Source organism: Exiguobacterium sp. s80 (genome assembly GCF_018618725.1).
GTDB classification, from domain to species: domain Bacteria; phylum Bacillota; class Bacilli; order Exiguobacteriales; family Exiguobacteriaceae; genus Exiguobacterium_A; species Exiguobacterium_A oxidotolerans.
Window position 1 is genome coordinate 863396 of record NZ_JACSMP010000001.1, and the last position, 16785, is coordinate 880180.

General features: G+C 48.8%; 19 protein-coding genes. 8 read left to right on the forward strand and 11 right to left on the reverse strand.

Annotation, left to right across the window (positions count from 1 at the left end; genetic code table 11):
* Window positions 1-7: 7 nt before the first annotated feature.
* Both KNP94_RS04615 and KNP94_RS04620 read right to left on the reverse strand, forming a co-directional pair.
* Window positions 8-493: a GNAT family N-acetyltransferase gene (locus KNP94_RS04615; RefSeq protein WP_215115341.1), complete on the reverse strand. Its 486-nt coding sequence runs from the start codon at window positions 491-493 to the stop codon at window positions 8-10.
* A gap of 233 nt (window positions 494-726) precedes the next feature.
* A complete protein-coding gene (locus KNP94_RS04620; RefSeq protein WP_088837187.1) occupies window positions 727-1599 on the reverse strand; it encodes an SDR family NAD(P)-dependent oxidoreductase in 873 nt (290 codons plus the stop codon).
* A gap of 176 nt (window positions 1600-1775) precedes the next feature.
* On the opposite strand from KNP94_RS04620, the gene KNP94_RS04625 reads away from it, so the two are divergent.
* Window positions 1776-3245, forward strand: a complete 1470-nt coding sequence (locus KNP94_RS04625) for a potassium/proton antiporter (RefSeq protein WP_239456722.1) — start codon at window positions 1776-1778, stop codon at window positions 3243-3245.
* Window positions 3246-3372: 127 nt separating this feature from the next.
* On the opposite strand, the gene KNP94_RS04630 is transcribed toward KNP94_RS04625, so the two are convergent.
* From KNP94_RS04630 to KNP94_RS04640, 3 genes are all read right to left on the reverse strand, one after another.
* Window positions 3373-4344: a phosphotransferase gene (locus KNP94_RS04630; protein ID WP_214811969.1), complete on the reverse strand. Its 972-nt coding sequence runs from the start codon at window positions 4342-4344 to the stop codon at window positions 3373-3375.
* A gap of 267 nt (window positions 4345-4611) precedes the next feature.
* Entirely contained in the window at window positions 4612-5805 is a 1194-nt protein-coding gene (locus KNP94_RS04635; RefSeq protein ID WP_214811966.1) for a hypothetical protein, read from the reverse strand.
* A 27-nt stretch (window positions 5806-5832) separates the two neighbouring features.
* On the reverse strand, window positions 5833-6426 hold the full coding sequence (locus KNP94_RS04640; protein WP_214804522.1) for a hypothetical protein: 594 nt from the start codon (window positions 6424-6426) through the stop codon (window positions 5833-5835).
* 166 nt (window positions 6427-6592) lie between these two features.
* Here KNP94_RS04640 and KNP94_RS04645 point away from each other — a divergent pair, with 166 nt between their 5' ends.
* On the forward strand, window positions 6593-6736 hold the full coding sequence (locus KNP94_RS04645) for a hypothetical protein (protein ID WP_215115342.1): 144 nt from the start codon (window positions 6593-6595) through the stop codon (window positions 6734-6736).
* 286 nt (window positions 6737-7022) lie between these two features.
* Here KNP94_RS04645 and KNP94_RS04650 read toward each other — a convergent pair whose 3' ends face one another.
* From KNP94_RS04650 to KNP94_RS04665, 4 genes are all read right to left on the reverse strand, one after another.
* Window positions 7023-7808, reverse strand: a complete 786-nt coding sequence (locus KNP94_RS04650; protein ID WP_215115343.1) for a PP2C family serine/threonine-protein phosphatase — start codon at window positions 7806-7808, stop codon at window positions 7023-7025.
* Between the two features lie 133 nt (window positions 7809-7941).
* On the reverse strand, window positions 7942-8883 hold the full coding sequence (locus KNP94_RS04655; RefSeq protein WP_214891850.1) for an alpha/beta hydrolase: 942 nt from the start codon (window positions 8881-8883) through the stop codon (window positions 7942-7944).
* 33 nt (window positions 8884-8916) lie between these two features.
* Window positions 8917-10368 (reverse strand): PH domain-containing protein, encoded by a 1452-nt coding sequence (locus KNP94_RS04660; protein WP_215115344.1) that lies wholly within the window; start codon window positions 10366-10368, stop codon window positions 8917-8919.
* Window positions 10365-10868, reverse strand: a complete 504-nt coding sequence (locus KNP94_RS04665) for a PH domain-containing protein (RefSeq protein WP_215115345.1) — start codon at window positions 10866-10868, stop codon at window positions 10365-10367. Before KNP94_RS04665 ends, KNP94_RS04660 begins: the two co-directional genes overlap by 4 nt.
* 135 nt (window positions 10869-11003) lie before the next feature.
* Between KNP94_RS04665 and KNP94_RS04670 the strand changes: the two genes are divergently transcribed.
* Window positions 11004-11459, forward strand: coding sequence for a hypothetical protein (locus tag KNP94_RS04670; protein ID WP_029330281.1), 456 nt, complete (start codon window positions 11004-11006; stop codon window positions 11457-11459).
* Window positions 11460-11479: 20 nt separating this feature from the next.
* On the opposite strand, the gene KNP94_RS04675 is transcribed toward KNP94_RS04670, so the two are convergent.
* Window positions 11480-11917 (reverse strand): MarR family winged helix-turn-helix transcriptional regulator, encoded by a 438-nt coding sequence (locus tag KNP94_RS04675; RefSeq protein ID WP_353048600.1) that lies wholly within the window; start codon window positions 11915-11917, stop codon window positions 11480-11482.
* A 103-nt stretch (window positions 11918-12020) separates the two neighbouring features.
* On the opposite strand from KNP94_RS04675, the gene KNP94_RS04680 reads away from it, so the two are divergent.
* Window positions 12021-12443 carry an organic hydroperoxide resistance protein gene (locus KNP94_RS04680; RefSeq protein WP_029330285.1) on the forward strand — a complete coding sequence of 141 codons (423 nt, stop codon included), beginning with the start codon at window positions 12021-12023 and terminating at the stop codon, window positions 12441-12443.
* Between the two features lie 203 nt (window positions 12444-12646).
* On the opposite strand, the gene KNP94_RS04685 is transcribed toward KNP94_RS04680, so the two are convergent.
* Window positions 12647-13783 carry a Six-bladed beta-propeller, TolB-like protein gene (locus KNP94_RS04685; RefSeq protein WP_215115346.1) on the reverse strand — a complete coding sequence of 379 codons (1137 nt, stop codon included), beginning with the start codon at window positions 13781-13783 and terminating at the stop codon, window positions 12647-12649.
* A 130-nt stretch (window positions 13784-13913) separates the two neighbouring features.
* On the opposite strand from KNP94_RS04685, the gene KNP94_RS04690 reads away from it, so the two are divergent.
* The 4 genes from KNP94_RS04690 (at window position 13914) to KNP94_RS04705 (ending at window position 16715) form a co-directional block, all read left to right on the forward strand.
* Window positions 13914-15002 carry a GTP pyrophosphokinase gene (locus tag KNP94_RS04690; RefSeq protein ID WP_235195154.1) on the forward strand — a complete coding sequence of 363 codons (1089 nt, stop codon included), beginning with the start codon at window positions 13914-13916 and terminating at the stop codon, window positions 15000-15002.
* 67 nt (window positions 15003-15069) lie between these two features.
* A complete protein-coding gene (locus KNP94_RS04695; protein WP_215115347.1) occupies window positions 15070-15513 on the forward strand; it encodes a MarR family winged helix-turn-helix transcriptional regulator in 444 nt (147 codons plus the stop codon).
* Between the two features lie 68 nt (window positions 15514-15581).
* Window positions 15582-16073, forward strand: a complete 492-nt coding sequence (locus KNP94_RS04700; protein WP_215115348.1) for a tetratricopeptide repeat protein — start codon at window positions 15582-15584, stop codon at window positions 16071-16073.
* 66 nt (window positions 16074-16139) lie between these two features.
* Window positions 16140-16715, forward strand: a complete 576-nt coding sequence (locus tag KNP94_RS04705; protein WP_215115349.1) for a DUF402 domain-containing protein — start codon at window positions 16140-16142, stop codon at window positions 16713-16715.
* The last annotated feature ends 70 nt before the right edge of the window (window positions 16716-16785 follow it).

Here is a 16785-nt window from a genome sequence, read left to right on the forward strand (position 1 = left end):
TGACCGATTATGCCGTCGCTTCGATTCGTTCGTACTCATATGTCGAAAATCCGTCATATGTTCCTTGGTACGTAAAACCGACCGACGTATAATAGTTGTTTAAAAATGCATTTGACGCCACGCAGTCGAGGCGAAGTGTTTCCCCTTCGTAATCCGTCAACTCGATTACATAATCAAGAAGTTGTTTTCCGACGCGGCGTCCTTTCGCCAAATCACTGACGACAATCCGGTGGATATAAAGACCTTCTGTATCTGCCCATAACGAGCGATCCCATTCCATCGAAGGAAGCAGGGCAACGGAACCGAGCAACTGGTCGTTTTCTTCAAAAACAAACAGTCTTCCGGCATCAAGATCCTCTTGGACGAGTGTTTCGATGTCTTGTTCAAGGTAAGCAGACCACTGTGTGCTGCCCGTCGCTTGGAGTGCGAGCGCCTTGTGCTCGAGTAGTGTTGCGATGTTTCGAACGTCTTGTGATGTAGCTAGTCGTATCATGTTGTACCTCCTGTAAGCAAAAATTCTTCTTTATCCTAACGAAAACTGCACCAGAAGAAAACCGTTTTGCTCGCATCGCTAAAAAAAAATCATAAAAACGCATCATTTTGTGATTTTTTTCATATTCTACAATTTTATTTTTAAATATCGTATTCTAAAAGTGTGATCAGACCCCCAGTCTTCACAACGTGGATCTACCGGCTTCCCACGAGCCGGTAGGCCTTTTTTTGTCTTCAGTCGAGTCCGACCCATTTTTTCGATAGACGGCGCGCATCTTCACGGTAGCGCGTATCCTCGACGACCGGGTTACTGAGACGTGGTGCGGAATCGGCGTAATAGCCGCCATTGTCGAGCCGGTCATTCGTCGTCGCGAGGTACAGTGCGGTTTTCGCCCCGTACTCCGGCGTATACAGTTTCCCGGTCCAGTAACCGATTTGAGCGATCGGCTTTAAAAGCACCTTCATCGCTTTGCCGTACTTGCCACGATAGAACAAGTCGGTATTGACGATGCCGGGATGGACGCTGACGAATGTCACATCGTCCCCATACTTGTCCGCGAGTTCACGCATGTGGACCATCTGTAGCAATTTCGATTCGCGGTACGACCGCATCGGGTTGTATTGTTCTTTTTTAACATGGGCAATCGATTCCAGTTCGATATCTGTTCGGACGAGTCCACCTTCCCCGGCGAGCGATGAAATCGAGATGACCCGTGGATCGTTTCCGTGTTGAAGGAGCGGCAGCAAGCGTTCAATCAAATAGAAGTGACTCAGGTAGTTGACTTGGAACTGGGATTCGAAGCCGTCTTTCGTCAAATGATACGGCGGGACCATGACCCCGGCATTTAAAATCAGGCGATCGATGCGACCAATCTGCTCAAACAAGTGGTCTGCAAACCGGCGGACGGATTCCAGTTGGTCAAGTTGAACGATTTCGATTTCAAGATTCGTATGCGACACCCCATGTTCACGTAACATTTGGACGAGCAGTGTTGCTTTCTTCTCTGAGCGGACGGTCGCAATGACGCGGTCCCCCCGTTCAAGCAACGCTTGGATTGTCACCATTCCCATCCCCGAGTTTGCGCCTGTCACGATACATATGTTCATTTCCATTTTCCTCCTCTAATTACGCTTTCTTCGTTTACATGCATATATATTGAGTGTTTTCCTTTTTCCGTCGATTTATACACATCATTTCAAAAAAAGACTTCTCCGCCTGCAAAAGAGGTGAATAGCGTATACTAAACGTAACAGAAGAGAACCCTGCCCCGATTCGAGGAGGTATGCATGTGCATGAAGGAACCGTCTTACTACTTGCCGGTATTTTGTTACTACTCGCAATCATCACGACCAAGTTCTCCTTTCGTCTCAACGTCCCGACCTTGATTTTATTCGTGTTCGTCGGCATTCTTGCAGGAACGGATGTCGCAGGATGGATTGCTTTTTCTGACTTTGAACAAGCGCGTCTATTCGGAACAATCGCCCTCGTCATCATTTTGTTCGATGGCGGTCTCAACACGAAATGGGGCGATTTCAGGCAAGTCCTCCCTGCTGCCCTTTCGCTTGCGACGGTCGGCGTCGTCATCACGACTGGCTTGATTGCACTCGTCGCCCACTTCATTCTTGATTTCAGCTGGCCGATGGCGTTACTCGTCGGCGCCCTCGTCGGCTCGACCGATGCAGCGGCTGTCTTTTCCTTACTGAGCGGACGTCCTGTCGATGAGAAGGTCAAACATACACTGGAAGCGGAGTCCGGAACAAATGATCCGATGGCTGTCTTTTTGACGATTCTCTTTACAGAACTTGCGCTCGATCCGGAAAGTTTCTCGATTATCAGTGGCGTCCTGTCTTTATTCTACGAAATGGGAATCGGTTTACTCGTCGGTCTCTGTATCGGCTGGTTCTTGACACAATTGATGAACCGGATTCAGCTTCAAGCATCGGCCCTGTATCCGACACTCTTGATCAGCGGCGCCTTACTGTCTTACGGGATCGCGACGAGTATCCATGCGAGTGGCTTCCTCGCCGTCTACGTGACAGGCATTTGGATCAGTAACCACGACATGATTTACCGCGACATCTTGATTCGTTTCAGCGGCAGCTTGTCGCATCTGGCAGAAGTCGGGATGTTCATCATGCTCGGACTGCTCGTCTTCCCGCGCCAACTGCTCGATCCGCAGATGCTGCTCATTTCAGGCATCATCGTCGTGACGCTGATTCTCGTCGCACGACCACTCGCTGTTTTCATCTCACTTCTTCCCTTTCACTACAATTACCGGGAGCAAAGTGTCATCACGGCTGCCGGACTACGCGGCGCCGTACCAATCATCCTTGCGACCTATCCGCTTTCGAGCGGACTTGCGAACTCCTATCTCTTGTTCAACATCGTCTTCTTCACTGTCATGACATCGGCTTTACTGCAGGGAACGGCCTTACCGTGGATTGTCCGTGTCATGAAGCTCGAAGTGAAACCAACGATCGGGATTGAGCCGTTGATTCAATTCATGACGGTCGCAAATCCGAATGCTGAAATCGTCGAGGTCAGTGTCCCGTCGTTCTGTCGGATTGACGGGAAAACATTGCAAGAGATTGAGATGCCGCAGGATCTGCTCGTCGTCGCCGTCATTCGTGACGATGCCATCATTACCCCCCGCGGTCAGACACGATTGATTGGTGGCGATCAACTCCTGATTCTGACGCCGAAACAATCGGAAGAACGGATTCGAAAGCTGATTGCCTCGCTTGGTCTTTAAAGTTAAAAAGGACCGATGATTCCGTGAAAAAAGCGGGATCATCGGTCCTGTGATGGATGTTGGACGGGATGTCCGGTACTTTGTTCAGACGTAAGAGTCCTATCCCAGATGGATGTTGTTGCGACGTTTAAGTCAGCCAGCCTTTCAGCGTCTCCATCCGGTCCGTGTGGCGTTTTAAGTCGAGGATCGTCTGTTTCACCTGTTCTGTACCGATTCGTCGCTCCGTTTTATCCGCACTGAATGTCCGGCTGATATTATAAGCGAGCCAATCAAGTTTGCTCGAATAGCTACAGGCGATTACAGCCGACCATTTCGCATCCCCTAGGTTATTTTTCGTTGTGTAACCACTAAAAAATGCTTGAAACTTCTGCTTGTTCAGATGCCCCGTCTCATCCTCTGACCAGTAAAGCGCCGTCTCAAGGACATCAAGGACAGGATGAATCGGACCCGCCGATTCCCAGTCAATGACGACCAGGTCGTTTTTCGTCCATAAGACATTTTTAGGATCCAAGTCGCGGTGACTCATGACCCAAGCGTTGGATAGGAACGCTTCTGCTCGCACTGCTCGCTCGTTCCACACTTTTAACGCCTCGGTGATTTCGCTTAGGGCAACACTCCACTCGGCGTCGATTGCTTGGCCTCTTATGAGATGAGTTGTCCATTCGTGGCTAATCGTTCCAACCACTGCGGGGACCATGCCAGCATCAAGTTGGTGTAAGCCTGCGAGATAGGTCCCGATGGTATTACAATGGGATGGCTGGATCTCCTTCAAGGAAAGCAGGTTGCCGTCGACCCAGTCAAAAATAAGAAAGTACTCGTCAGCTATCTGTTGCACCGCTTCCCCCCGTATCCGTTTTGCCGGAAGAGCGGAAAGGTGCCGACCTACAAGCAATGCAAAATCTTCCGCGTTTTTGAAGTTCGCAAACGCGTCAGGTCGTCTCATAATCTGCGGATTCAAGCATTTTACAGCATAATGTCCTTTTGTCGTCCTCAGTCCATACATGTCATGGATGAAACCGCCGGAAAGGGGGCGTGGGTCTTCTGTCCGTTCGCCTAAATCAAACAATACACAAATCTGATCAAATCGGTATGACTCCATTTGTTTCTCCTGTTATCTCCGTTATTTTTTACGAACTTTTTCGCCTTGACAGGCGCCAGAATCGATTGAACTGTTAACTTATGCGAAAAAACCCCCGACGTTTTTTCGCAGGGCGAAGACATCGGGGGTTCGATCCTCATTCAATAGAATTTACTTGTTTTCTACCAACGTTTGTTCCTGCTGACGAATACACCAGACATCGAAGTGGTCCGTCAACTGTCTGATGCGTGAAGTCGTATCAGACAGTTTCGCGAGTGTAGCTGACGTTCATCGTTGTTCCTCTTCTCGTCTAATCTCGATCGTTCCGGGTGGGCGGTGCGGTAATGTAATGGATAGTCCTGCGAACTGGAAGTGGTCACGTCCGTTTTGTGCACGTTCAATCCAATTGACTGCCTCTTGGCGCGCTAAGCCATGCCGGATCCGGTTCTCCGCCTGTGTCCGTGAAATCCCGGTACAGACGACCTCTGTCAAGTAGGTCCGTTCATCGGACTCAAACTGTTGCCAAATCCCGAGGATGAGTTGTCCGACAGCACTGACGGGTGTCCCGTCCGTTTCACCGGCGCTGACGGCCTCGTCAAGCGCATGAATCGCTTCGGTACACGTGTCGCCGAGTGCTAAAATCCGTTGGGATGCTTTTTGCATGATCCGGAACCGTTTTTGTCCGTCTTCCAGCCATAACCGCTGTGCAAAAGGGTCGACGGGAATGCCATGAAAGAATGTGACCGTCCCGCGCCAAGCGAAGCCGAACGACGGATCGTAGTCACGAATCGTCTCCATCGCTTGTGTGTGGAATCGTTTGATTTCTGACCGTTCCTCATGCAATTGGTCGCGCAATCCTGCCGTATCATCAATCGCAACCGCAAGCGGCGTCATCGTGAACAGTTCATTATCGGCAATCCGGTGCGGCATCAGGACTGCTCCATCGAACCGGTAATCGTTCGCCGGGCGTCCCGTCCGCCCGACGAACATGTGCCATTTGCCTTCCGCTGCGGCGAATGCGTACGCTTGGTGTGCGAACGGTGGTGCCACGAACAGTCCAGGAAATTCCTCGAACGTTTCAATCCGGATCGTTTCTCCGTCATACCACTCCCGTTCGATTGCCGCGAGCAACTGCCCCGTCGGAGATTGACGGTCTGTCAAATAACGACCGGTATTGCTATAGAAGCCGAGTAAAAACTCACGCTCTTCTTCTTCGAATGTCACCATCGTCAGTTGGAACAACGATTCGATTTGTGCTTCGGCGAACGCATCCTCGACCGTATCCGGATGGTGCGATTCAATCGCAATCATTTTCCAGCCCATCCGTTCATATAAGTTGATCGTCACGGGGAAAAACAAAAAGGCTCCGTGAGTCGCCTCGAGCTTAATGATGTCTTGCATGGCCAGGCGTTCAATCCGTAAGTTAAAGCCCATTCGTTCGAAGTGATCCTGTAAGCGTCTTTTCCAGTGCGTAAATTCCATGATCCGTCCACTCCTCTCTCGATTCGTTTAGGCGCGTTTTCGTAGCGGGTTCTTCGACCAGTAGAGGTATAACGCAATCAGACCACCGACTCCGATGATGTAAGAGGGTGTCCCGCTGACTTGGAAGATGACATCGGGATTCGGGACGAATGTAATCAAGACCGCTTTATACGTTGCAAATAAAACGAAACTGATGATGAACTGTCCCCAGATACGTCCTTTGACGTCACGTATTTTCGGTGACGTGATTAAGATCGACATCGCGTCAATCAAGAACAAGGCGATGATCGAGAACAACAAATAGTCGGCGAGTGCGAACTGAAAGACGCCATCGATTCCCTCGATGAAAATATACATCAAGATGCTTGAGACATAGTTCCGTGTCCAGCGTTTTTGTGTCTCAGCACGACGCTGTTCCGGAATCGCTGCGATCATCGTGTCGAGTCGCGCTTCCGGTGTTTGCCCATGGACTTCTTCGAACGGTCGTTGTTGCCGCTGCGCTTCATACAAATCAGCCTGCAGTTGACGTTCGATGTCCGTTCGCTCCGGTTCTTCCGCGTTAACGTTCAAACGGGGTAACAATGATTCAAAAATGCGTGTGTTAGCTTTCGTTAATTTCAAGCGACATCCCTCTTTTCCATGTTTAAGTATAACGGTTTATCGGGAAAAATACTTAGGTGAAGATGACGATTACTTGACGAATCCCACTTAAATGTTCAGAATAATCAAAAAGTGTAACTTTTCTTTTTTCAATTTCGTAGGATAACAAAAGAAGGAGTGAGCAACGATGCGCCAAACACTAACGAATGCCGCACTCATCACGCTATTGACCAGTGCCGGGATCGCGTTTCCTTTGACGAACGAAGCAGATGAACTGGATCCACCTGTCGAAACGGAACAAATCGAACCGCATGATGAGCAAACCCCCTAAGCGGTGTTGACTCAAACGGGAGCACGTCTCTCGATTAACAAAAAACAAGGAAGACGGTTCTCTGGTGTTCGCCCCGGAAATCCATCTCCCTTTTTTTAATGCGGTCTTGCGAGATACACGGCAAAGATGACCAGGAGGATCCCCGGGACGAGAAACAATATGTAGGAACGCTTCCGTTTCCTGCGCGAAATGCTGAAAATTGTCAAGTAGATTCCTAGTATGAATGACAGCAACATGATGTAAAAACCCATTTGTATTCATTCCTTTCGAACGTAATTGTTCATGCCTAAGCATTACTCGGTTGTGTCACGTCACCTGTAACATCGATCGACCACGTCAAGATCGTCGTACTGTCCCGGACAGCATGGTGCTTGATCGTCGTCAACAAGGTCAAAACGGCATCCTGCGCCTCCGTATCGCGAAACGCGCGACCGATGTCCGTCGCATCGCTGAACGGTTCACCGGGACATTCGACGAGTCCGTCCGTCGTCAAAAAGATCCGGTTGTGTCCCTGACGCAGTTCACGGATGCCGCGGGTATAACACGGGACAGGTAACGCAAACGTATTGACTTGTCCGATCCATTCAAAGAATTGCCGTTGATTGAGACTGTGTTGACCTAACCCGGCAAGCTCCGGATGAAACAGATGCGCGATGCAATCTCCAACCGACAACCAAAAAACATAGTTTCCTTTCCGGACGACGACTAAACAAGCCGTCTCCCCCCGACACGTCTCGCATCGTGCGCGAAATGTGTCTTCCGTCAACAGTTCGAGGATGATGTGTTCGAACGTCGGAAGGACTGACTCGGCTGCTTGTTCGAGTTGCTGATGCAACCGCTCTTGATACGTCAAAAATTGCTCCGCCACGAGTTCGGCACTTTCTGCCGAATTATGGGCATCGAGTAAGACGGTCAACTCCCAGTCCTTCCCCGTCATGACGAGACAACCATCTTCGTTTTTTGTTTGACCCGCCGTCGAGCAGCCACCGAACCGTCCGAGAACGACCGGACCCACCTGCCGTATGTCGATTTGATCGACATACGCTTCTTCACTTCCGACCCAGCTAAACATGCCTGACTCCCCCTATTCTGTCTGTTCTATCGAGAATACCACACCTGCTGTCATTTGGAACATTTTCCCTTTCATTAATCCAAAAAAAAGTCCCTCACTTCGACTACGGCTGTAGTGACGTGAGGGATGCGGCTTAATTCGTTGTCATGAATGGCTGGATGAATAATTTTAAGCGTTTTTGATAGTTGACTTGATCTTCGAGATACGTTTGACCATGACCCGCTCCTCGGACCGGATACAACTGCTTCAATCCAGGTTTTGCTTGATACAGTTCATAAACCATCCGCGATGGCATGAGTTGATCGTCCGTCCCATGGATGAACAGCGTCGGAATCATGATTTTGCTCGTTTGTCGTGTCACTGACACGTCACCGTAAAAGAAGTCCTGTTCGAATTTATTGAACGTGCTCGCCATTGCGAGTGACGGTCCTGCAGGATAACTGATCTGTAGATCCGCTAAATGATTGAGCCAGTCATCAAATCGGGCGTAGGCACCTTCAGAGATGACGACTTTGACTTGTGTCGGTAACATTTCTTCTCCAGCTGCGAGTAATGCGGTCGACCCGCCGACACCAAGCCCGTGATAGGCGATGTGACTCTCGTCCCCTGTTTCCTCGAGAAGTCGTTTCGTCCATTCAATCAAATCAAGCCGATCGAGCCAGCCGTAATTCTTTTTCCCACCGTTTTCAGGCTGCCCCCGTCGTTCGACGACTAAGACATTGTAGCCGAATTGTTCATGATACAGCTGCACGAGTGGTGCAACTCCGTCCGGCGTCGCTTGTTCCTCGTCCGGGACGAGAATGACCGATTTGTTTGTTGATTCTGTTGCAGGTAGATAGTCTGCGTGATGAACGCGTCCATCCGTCTCGAACGTCTTCTGTTCGAACGGTTGGGCAGCAGACCATTCAGTTGCCTTGGTCACGGCGTCACTTGATTCATCAGCCGGTTTACCCGCAAGAATCGGTGACGCTTCCGACTCGCCGACTAATGTTTTTTGAATGCGGTATCCATCAAAACTGATTAATCCGATGAATACGAGTAGTATCGCGAGTACGATTGCTAGTCCTTTTCGCACAACATGAACTCCTCTCTTTTCCTATATAACGCGTTATTCGTTATCATACCGTATGTCCCCTGCTTCTGCACGGTCTGTTTTCAGAAAAGAGCGTTGGTACCAGGTCCGGACGTCCTCAAATTGCTTATGTGTAAAATAACCTGCGTTCAAATGTCCTTTACCACGCAGATTGATTTCAAACTTCAGCAAGTCCTTTTGTTCGAGAAAACGGGAGACGTGCCCCGACAAAGCCTCGATTTTTAAACGCGGTGCATAAATCGTTTCCCGGTTGACGAGTTGGCGACGTAAGACGAACAACTCCTGTTCGAACCCGTAACACGTATTGCGGTACCCCGTCCGGGCAACAACGTAATAGAGCGGTAAAACCAGGTACAACAGCATGCCGATCCATTTAAGCGGGCTCGTCAAAAAATAGACGAGTCCGGCATTGACTGCTGAAAACAAGACAATATACCGGACGAGCCGCCAACGGATGACATAGAAGAATCCGCGGTCGGTCGCATGATGCATCGGTTTGACACGTTTGAAGCGCGGCAGAAACCGGTCGAGGAAGGCGTCGATTTCCGATTCCCGGATGAAGGGGTGGAACAACATCTGCTCTTCCTTCCCGTTCGCCGATATGACGTTGAGTGACAGGTGGGCACGCTTGAACCGTCGTTTGATCCAGTTTTCCTCGATGAATAAGGCTTGGACCTTATCCTGGTGAAAGATGACTTCCGTCCGGTTCACTAATCCGTAACGGATGGTCAGCCGTTCATCTTTAAGTGTCGCTTCGAACGAACCGTAACGAACGACGTAGACGACAATCGATCCGATGTAGGCGAGGAGCAAGACAAGCAATCCGATTCCAATCAGGAGGATGAGTGATAAATGCGCCAATTCATTAAAGACACGATCAACATACTTTTCGATATATTGATCAATCAGTTGATACCCTGCAAAGAAACCGACTAGCGCCAGTCCGAGACGACCGGACAAGGCGCCGGCAAAAAACAGGTCGGACAAGCTGACACGAAACGAGTCCGTCGTCTCTGTTTGTTCTATCTGTTCGTCCTCTTCTTTAATCGTCGACTTCAAGGAAGTAGCGAACGCGAGCCGGACACCTTTTAATTCGACTTCCGGTTCACCGCCTTCAGAAGACGTTTCGACGGACAGCGTCGCTAAACCGAGCAGACGCTCGAGCAGGTTTTGGTTGATGCCGACGGATTCAATCCGCCGCCGTTGTGTCGTCCGTTCACTTTTACGGAAGACGCCTTTGTTAACACGAATCGCTTGGTCATCAATCGTAAACGTATAAAAATACCAAGAAGTGATTCCAGAAATGAGAAGAACGAGACAAAAAACACTAAAGCCGATGATTGTATACCAACCGAATCCATCGTTCTTTAAATCATTGAACAATAAAAAAGCGAGCGGGATGACCGTCGACCGGAGATGCGTCAGCGTCGACATCAAGATGAATAACGGGTGGACGCGACGTGTCATAAGGATTCCTCCTCTTGCTCCTCGAGTTTCGCGAAGCGTTCGATATGGCGTCTTAATTCGAGTGTGCGTCGTTCCTCGAGACGCTGGATTTCCGCAAATCCGGATGCCGTATTGACTTTGATGTTCATCAAGCCGGCGCGACGTAACAAGGGACCGGTCGATGTATCGATGAACTGAACTTTGACGAGTGGTATGATTTCGATTTTACGGAAGATGACGCCTGACTTGACGCCTAAAAATTCTTCATCGACCTGATAACGGAAATAGTCGTAACGCAGACGCGGTATGTAATAAAACTTTAAGATGAATAACGCGGTCACGAGTCCTGTCACGATCCACATCCACCACGGAGATAAGTCGAGCCACACAATTTGGACGGTTGTCATGACGGCAATCAAAAGCGCATACAAACTAAACCGTATCGCCACATATTGCCGTTCGACTTTGACGGAGTCGAGTGATAACCGTTGCCAGCCACTTTCTAAGGTTGAAGATTGCATCTGTTCCCACTTCCTTTCTCTTAAAACTACGGAGTCCATCGTCAATAAGTTTCACTCGGCTTAAATCGAACATTGACATTTGACCCGAAATCATCGCATATATAGAAGAGTAGAAATGTAATTCTAGGAGGTACCATGCTAACATTTGAAGAAAAATTAAACATCATTGAGTCGTTTCCACAACTCGTCCGAAAAGATGTTTCACTGAACCGTGTCAATTTCCACTTTCCTGAAAGTCAGTTTGAGAAAAAAATCGTCGTCTATCACCTTCATCCGAACGGGAACGGATTCGTCTATGCCGCCGGATTACCGGGCTACGAAGTCGATAACAAAGGACTCGTCAACATCCGTGAGTTTTCTGCTCCTGCCTTGATTCTTTTGCTTGAAGATGCAATCAAATCGTTATCGACGGTCGAGACGGTCGAAACGCTCGAAGAAACGTGGGTCAACGATAACCAGTTCGAACTCACACTTTTGAATGAAGACCTCGATACATGGCTCGTCTATGCAGGCGACCTGCTCGATGGTGCCTTCAATTCATACAAAGAAGCGGCAAACTATCTTGAAGAAGAAGGTTTCCGCCGTAAATAACGAACATGAACGGAACTGAATCATTCAGTTCCGTTCATTTTTATAACCAATTGATTTAACGTTTGTTTGACACGTTCTAAATCCTCCTCCGACACGCCGAGTGTCTCTTTTAAGGCGAGCGGAACTTGTTCCGCTTGCTCGCGCAACATATGCCCTTTGTCTGTCAACGTGATTTGGATATGTCGTTCATCTTTCTTATTGCGGACGCGTCGAATTAACTCTGATGCTTCGAGCTTTTTCAATAACGGGGTTAGCGTCCCCGAATCCAAATGCAACCGTTCACCGACGGCTTTCAAGGATTGTTGATCTTCTTCCCATAAAACGAGCATGACTAAATATTGCGGATACGTCAGTCCAAGTGGTTCGAGCAACGGACGATATCGTCTCGTGATTTCCCGCGAAATCGAATAAAAGGGAAAACAAAGTTGTTCATCTAACGATAATGGGTTTGACATGATAGTCCTCCTCGGGAGCAAAGTACTTGCTTTCTTTTTTAAATTGTATACAATCTAATTGTAAGCTACTTAATAATAAGGAATCAACGAAAGGGAGTTATTGATTATGAAACCAATGTTCACATCATCAGCTACAGCAGTCGGAGGACGCGACGGACGCGTCGTTTCAGAAGATGGCGTTTTAGACGTCGCTCTCGCAATGCCAGTCCCAGGATCTAAAAAATCAGCGACAAATCCGGAGCAATTGTTTGCTGCTGGATACTCTGCTTGCTTTGATTCTGCATTAAATCTTGTTGCACGTAAACAAGGCATCAAACATGATGGAAGCGAAGTAACGGCACACGTTACGTTGAACGAAGCAGCAGACGGATTTGCTTTATCTGTTGAACTTGATGTTCTCGTCCGTGGTGTATCGGAAGAACAAGCTGCCGAACTTGCAAAAATCGCACACACAGTTTGCCCTTACTCACGTGCGACAGCTGGAAACATCCAAGTCGATGTTTTCACACGTACGACTGATGCAGCATAAGCATAACATTGTCTGCCCTTTTCTAGTGATATCTACTAGAAAGGGGTACTTTTTTATTGTCAATGCGACGTATTTTGAGGTATCGTTCGTTTTTTGTATCAAAAATTTAATAAGTAATTACGGTAAATGAAATAAATAGTCCGTTATTTTAGAAAACACACTTCTATTAACAGTGTGTTTTCTTCGTTTGTTCGCTGTTCGCTTTACAGTTGGTTGACGGATAAAATGACCAACTCGCCGGAGACAATCATGTAATAGGCATCATCGAACCGGTGCCGGACATACCGCTCGGCGTCAAAAATCGTCACCATCGGCTCGGCATCTTCTCCGATCGTTTCATGTACATAAAAGCGATCACGCAAGACGCGTTCGAACGGATCCCGGTCTAAAAAACGGGCTCCCGTCCGTAAATTAATCACTTCATGGTGTTGCTCCGACCGGTCGTTGACGATAAAGATCGTCGATTCGACGTCATCATACGTAAAATCAAATGCTTCATAATCACTCCAGCGGATCCGTTCAAGCTCCGTCACGTCCGTTTCGTCACGGATTTGATAAAACACTTCTTCGTTCAAACGGTCCGTATAGGCACTGAAAATCAAAAACCCGGCTTGTTCCCCGAGGTACTGCACCGTATCCCCTTCCCCGTCAAGGCGTAAGAGTGTCTTGAAGGACAGGACTTCTGTCCCTAGTTCGATTTCCGAAACGATCGTCTCAAGTGAAGCGATTAATAACCCTTCCGAGTGATCAATTGGATCTTCCGGAGAAATCAAGCCGCTTTCGAGGGCATCATAAAAGGAAAATTCGTCGAGGCGCGTGTTGCAGACGATATAATCGACGTCTTGGAGTGTGACGAGGAAAAAGTACAGTTCCCGGTAATTTTCCGTCATCCCGTACAGCCGTTGATCATGGATCAAGTGTTGCTGCTTCGTCTTCGTGTCATATAAAAAGGCAGACGTCACACGGTCGACGTGGAGCAGTACCATGTAGCGTTCATTGAGGACCCAGTACAGTGACAAATCACCCGGGACGTTGAACGTCGCGACCTGTTCCGTCTTCCCGGATAAGAGATCAATCGTCAATAACTCCGTCGCTCCCCCGTTCGCCCGGTCGTGTTCGTTCAAGCAATAGACTTTCTGGTGTTTGACGAACGGACGGGTCGGTCCGTGATCCGTCAAAACGTCTTGCGACAAATCAACTTGTTCTTGATCTTCGAGGTCAAACCGGCTGATATGGTACTGTTCGGCGTTGACTTTTCGTCTGAAGTAAATCGAAGATGGCGAGACATGAAGTATGTCCGAGTGATCCGCTGGTAACGCACGCGCGTCTAGTATTTCCATCTTGTGCACCCCTCCTAAGCATGTTCTACTGTTCTTTTCCCACGATTGGTCCCGCTTGAAACAAGGTCATTTCGTGCGTCTACGGAATACGAATGATACAATACAGCTAGATAATACCACGATGAGGAAGGTGATTCGCTTGCACGCACAAGACTTGAATACGATGATGCTCGAATACGTCAATGATAAGGAAGATTATGACGCATTCGCAGATAAACTAAAAATTCTATTATCCGAGCTGCTCGACGCGGCCGGAATCAAATACCATTCGATCGTCTCACGGACGAAAGATTCGGAAAGCCTCTACCAAAAAGTCTTACGGCAACCGAACAAATACCGATCGCTCAAGGACGTCCATGATTTGACGGGAATCCGGATCGTCACCTATTTCCACGACGACGTTCGGGAAGCTGCCCGTATCATTGAAAATGAATTCTCGATCGACCGTGATCAATCGGTCGATAAATCGACGTTGCTCGATACGACGGAGTTCGGCTACTTGTCCGTCCACTTCGTCGCCGCCCTGAGTGAGCAACGCCTGGCCTTAAGTGAATACGGCCGTTTCAAGTCGCATACGGCAGAAATTCAAATCCGTTCGATTTTGCAACACGCCTGGGCAGAGATTGAACATGACTTAGGGTATAAAAATCCGAACAGCGTCCCGGCAGAAGTCCGGCGCAGTTTCAGCCGCGTCGCCGGACTGCTTGAGATTGCCGATCAAGAATTCGTCAACATCAAAAAGCAACTCAAACAATTCGAGGATGAGACCGTCCAACAGATTTTATCGGACCCGTATAAAGTCCGGATCACGTCCGATAACTTAAACTATTTCATTGACCACTCCCCTGTCATCAGCGAGCTCGACAAGCGACTCGTCACGTCACAAATGATGCTCGATTCCGACCAGCAACTGATTAATGAGTTGATCCGGATGTTCCATTACGTCGACATCCGCAATTACGGTGAACTGATCGATGCCGTCTCGAGTCACAGCACACTCGCCTTAAAATGCGCTCAAGTCATGCCGAATCCTTTTTTGCCGCGCCAAGGCATCGGTATCGCCTACATCTGCATGGCCGTGACGATTGCCGGGAACGACACACACCGGATCGATTACTTTTTCCGTCGTTTCTATCCGGAACTTCGGAACGTCACGGAAATCATTACAAAAGTTCAGCCGTCGCATGATGAGATGATTCAAGAGAAAAATATTGATTAAACTAAAATTTTTCACTATACTAAATGGCGGGTAACGAAACTATCGTATGGAAAGAGTGAAGCTAAACATGGCAACGACAATCGAAGTAGCACAACGCGATCAATTGATCGTCGATACAGAAAAAGGACTCCGCATGAACTACCGCGCCATCAAAAAAGATGTTCGCAGCATGTTCACGACCTATTTGACACGGAATGAATTCTTCATTTTGAAGTCGCTTTGCGGGCAAAGTCCACAAATCGCATCCGCCCTGTCGAATGAATTCCAGTTCTCTGCAAGTATGATTACCGCACTTGCTGACGAATTGACAAAAAAAGGCTTGATTTCACGCGAACGCAGTGAACTCGACCGCCGTGTCGTCGAGCTCCGGGCAACACCGGACGGGATCGAACTCTACGGAAAACTTGAAGCGATGAAGATGGAGTACCTGTCGGACGTTTTCTCCACGTTTTCGGATGCAGAACTTGATACGTTCCGGACACTCTTGACGAAACTCGAGCAACAGGATTAACATTTCCCCCTCTAGCTGACTGAGCTGGAGGGGTTTTTGTACCAGCAACCGAATTGGAGGATGATGAGATGACGCATGCTACTTTAGAGCAGGTGACGGCGCTCCGTCAGTCGAAACAATACGAGCAAGCAAAACAGATGATGCGTGAGCTGTTAGAAACCGATCGTACGAACCCTTACTACCATTTCCAGATGGCCTGGTGCTTCGATAACCTCGGCGAGGAGCAGGCTGCCGTTCCGCATTATGAGTTTGCGATCGCAAACGGCCTCGACACACGGTTTTTGACGGACGCCTTCATCGGGCTCGGCAGTACATACCGGGCGCTCGGACAATACGCTGCTGCGCATGACACCTTTACGGAAGGCTTAGCACGTTTCCCCGACAGCACGGGATTGAAGACGTTTTTAGCCTTGACATTGTTTAATCTCAAGCAGCATGAGGAAGCGATGCAACAGTTACTTGACGTCATCACGACGATGACGCCGGACTCCGACGTCCATACTTACAGACAAGCCCTCCGTTATTACCGCGACCATTTACATGACGTGTCCGAGACATAACCGGCTGCCCGCTTAACCGTTCAATGATTCCTTCTCTTCCTCTTTTAGCGCGAAAGGAGCTTGTTCATGAAACGACCAGCAGAGGCACAACCGTCAGTCCTGACGATCATTGCCTATAAGTATCCCGACCGCCCCCATTACGAGTGGACTGGCAACATGCTCGTAAAAACAGACGACTACGTGCTCGTCCATGGACAAGTGGGCAGAAGACTGGTCCATCACACACGGGGACAGACCTTTACCTACGCGACACAGTCGCTTGAGTATTATCCCCTGAATGCGCCGTTCACGGTCAATATCGACTTCGATGCACACGGTGCCTCCTATCACTGCAACGTCTGCCTGCCCCCACGGCTCGACGGGGATACCCTTTCCTTCGTCGACCTCGACCTCGATTATGTCCGCAATCAAGCAGGTACCTGGCAGGTCGTCGACCGGAACGAGTTCCTCGTCAATCAACGGACGTCCGCCTATCCTGCCCGACTGATTGAACAAGCGGAAGCTGCCTTGACGGACTTGATTAAACGCGTGACCGAGGGACGGTTTCCGTTCGACGGGTTTCTTGCGCAACAGGTGACCAGACTGTCACAATCCGTCTCCCGTACCCCGTATGAAGAGAGTCATCAGATGAATCTAGACTAGAGCGTCAATCTTTTTAAACAATCCAAAAAGCCGCTGATGTAGATTGTTTGTCACATCCATCACTCGGCTT

Coding starts and splice junctions, on each gene's coding strand:
- KNP94_RS04625 (WP_239456722.1), top strand. CDS start 1,776: ATGCATGTGCATGAAGGAACCGTCTTACTACTTGCCGGTATTTTGTTA.
- KNP94_RS04670 (WP_029330281.1), top strand. CDS start 11,004: ATGCTAACATTTGAAGAAAAATTAAACATCATTGAGTCGTTTCCACAA.
- KNP94_RS04645 (WP_215115342.1), top strand. CDS start 6,593: ATGCGCCAAACACTAACGAATGCCGCACTCATCACGCTATTGACCAGT.
- KNP94_RS04665 (WP_215115345.1), bottom strand. CDS start 10,868: ATGCAATCTTCAACCTTAGAAAGTGGCTGGCAACGGTTATCACTCGAC.
- KNP94_RS04700 (WP_215115348.1), top strand. CDS start 15,582: ATGACGCATGCTACTTTAGAGCAGGTGACGGCGCTCCGTCAGTCGAAA.
- KNP94_RS04630 (WP_214811969.1), bottom strand. CDS start 4,344: ATGGAGTCATACCGATTTGATCAGATTTGTGTATTGTTTGATTTAGGC.
- KNP94_RS04660 (WP_215115344.1), bottom strand. CDS start 10,368: ATGACACGTCGCGTCCACCCGTTATTCATCTTGATGTCGACGCTGACG.
- KNP94_RS04635 (WP_214811966.1), bottom strand. CDS start 5,805: ATGGAATTTACGCACTGGAAAAGACGCTTACAGGATCACTTCGAACGA.
- KNP94_RS04705 (WP_215115349.1), top strand. CDS start 16,140: ATGAAACGACCAGCAGAGGCACAACCGTCAGTCCTGACGATCATTGCC.
- KNP94_RS04620 (WP_088837187.1), bottom strand. CDS start 1,599: ATGAACATATGTATCGTGACAGGCGCAAACTCGGGGATGGGAATGGTG.
- KNP94_RS04680 (WP_029330285.1), top strand. CDS start 12,021: ATGAAACCAATGTTCACATCATCAGCTACAGCAGTCGGAGGACGCGAC.
- KNP94_RS04695 (WP_215115347.1), top strand. CDS start 15,070: ATGGCAACGACAATCGAAGTAGCACAACGCGATCAATTGATCGTCGAT.
- KNP94_RS04615 (WP_215115341.1), bottom strand. CDS start 493: ATGATACGACTAGCTACATCACAAGACGTTCGAAACATCGCAACACTA.
- KNP94_RS04650 (WP_215115343.1), bottom strand. CDS start 7,808: ATGTTTAGCTGGGTCGGAAGTGAAGAAGCGTATGTCGATCAAATCGAC.
- KNP94_RS04685 (WP_215115346.1), bottom strand. CDS start 13,783: ATGGAAATACTAGACGCGCGTGCGTTACCAGCGGATCACTCGGACATA.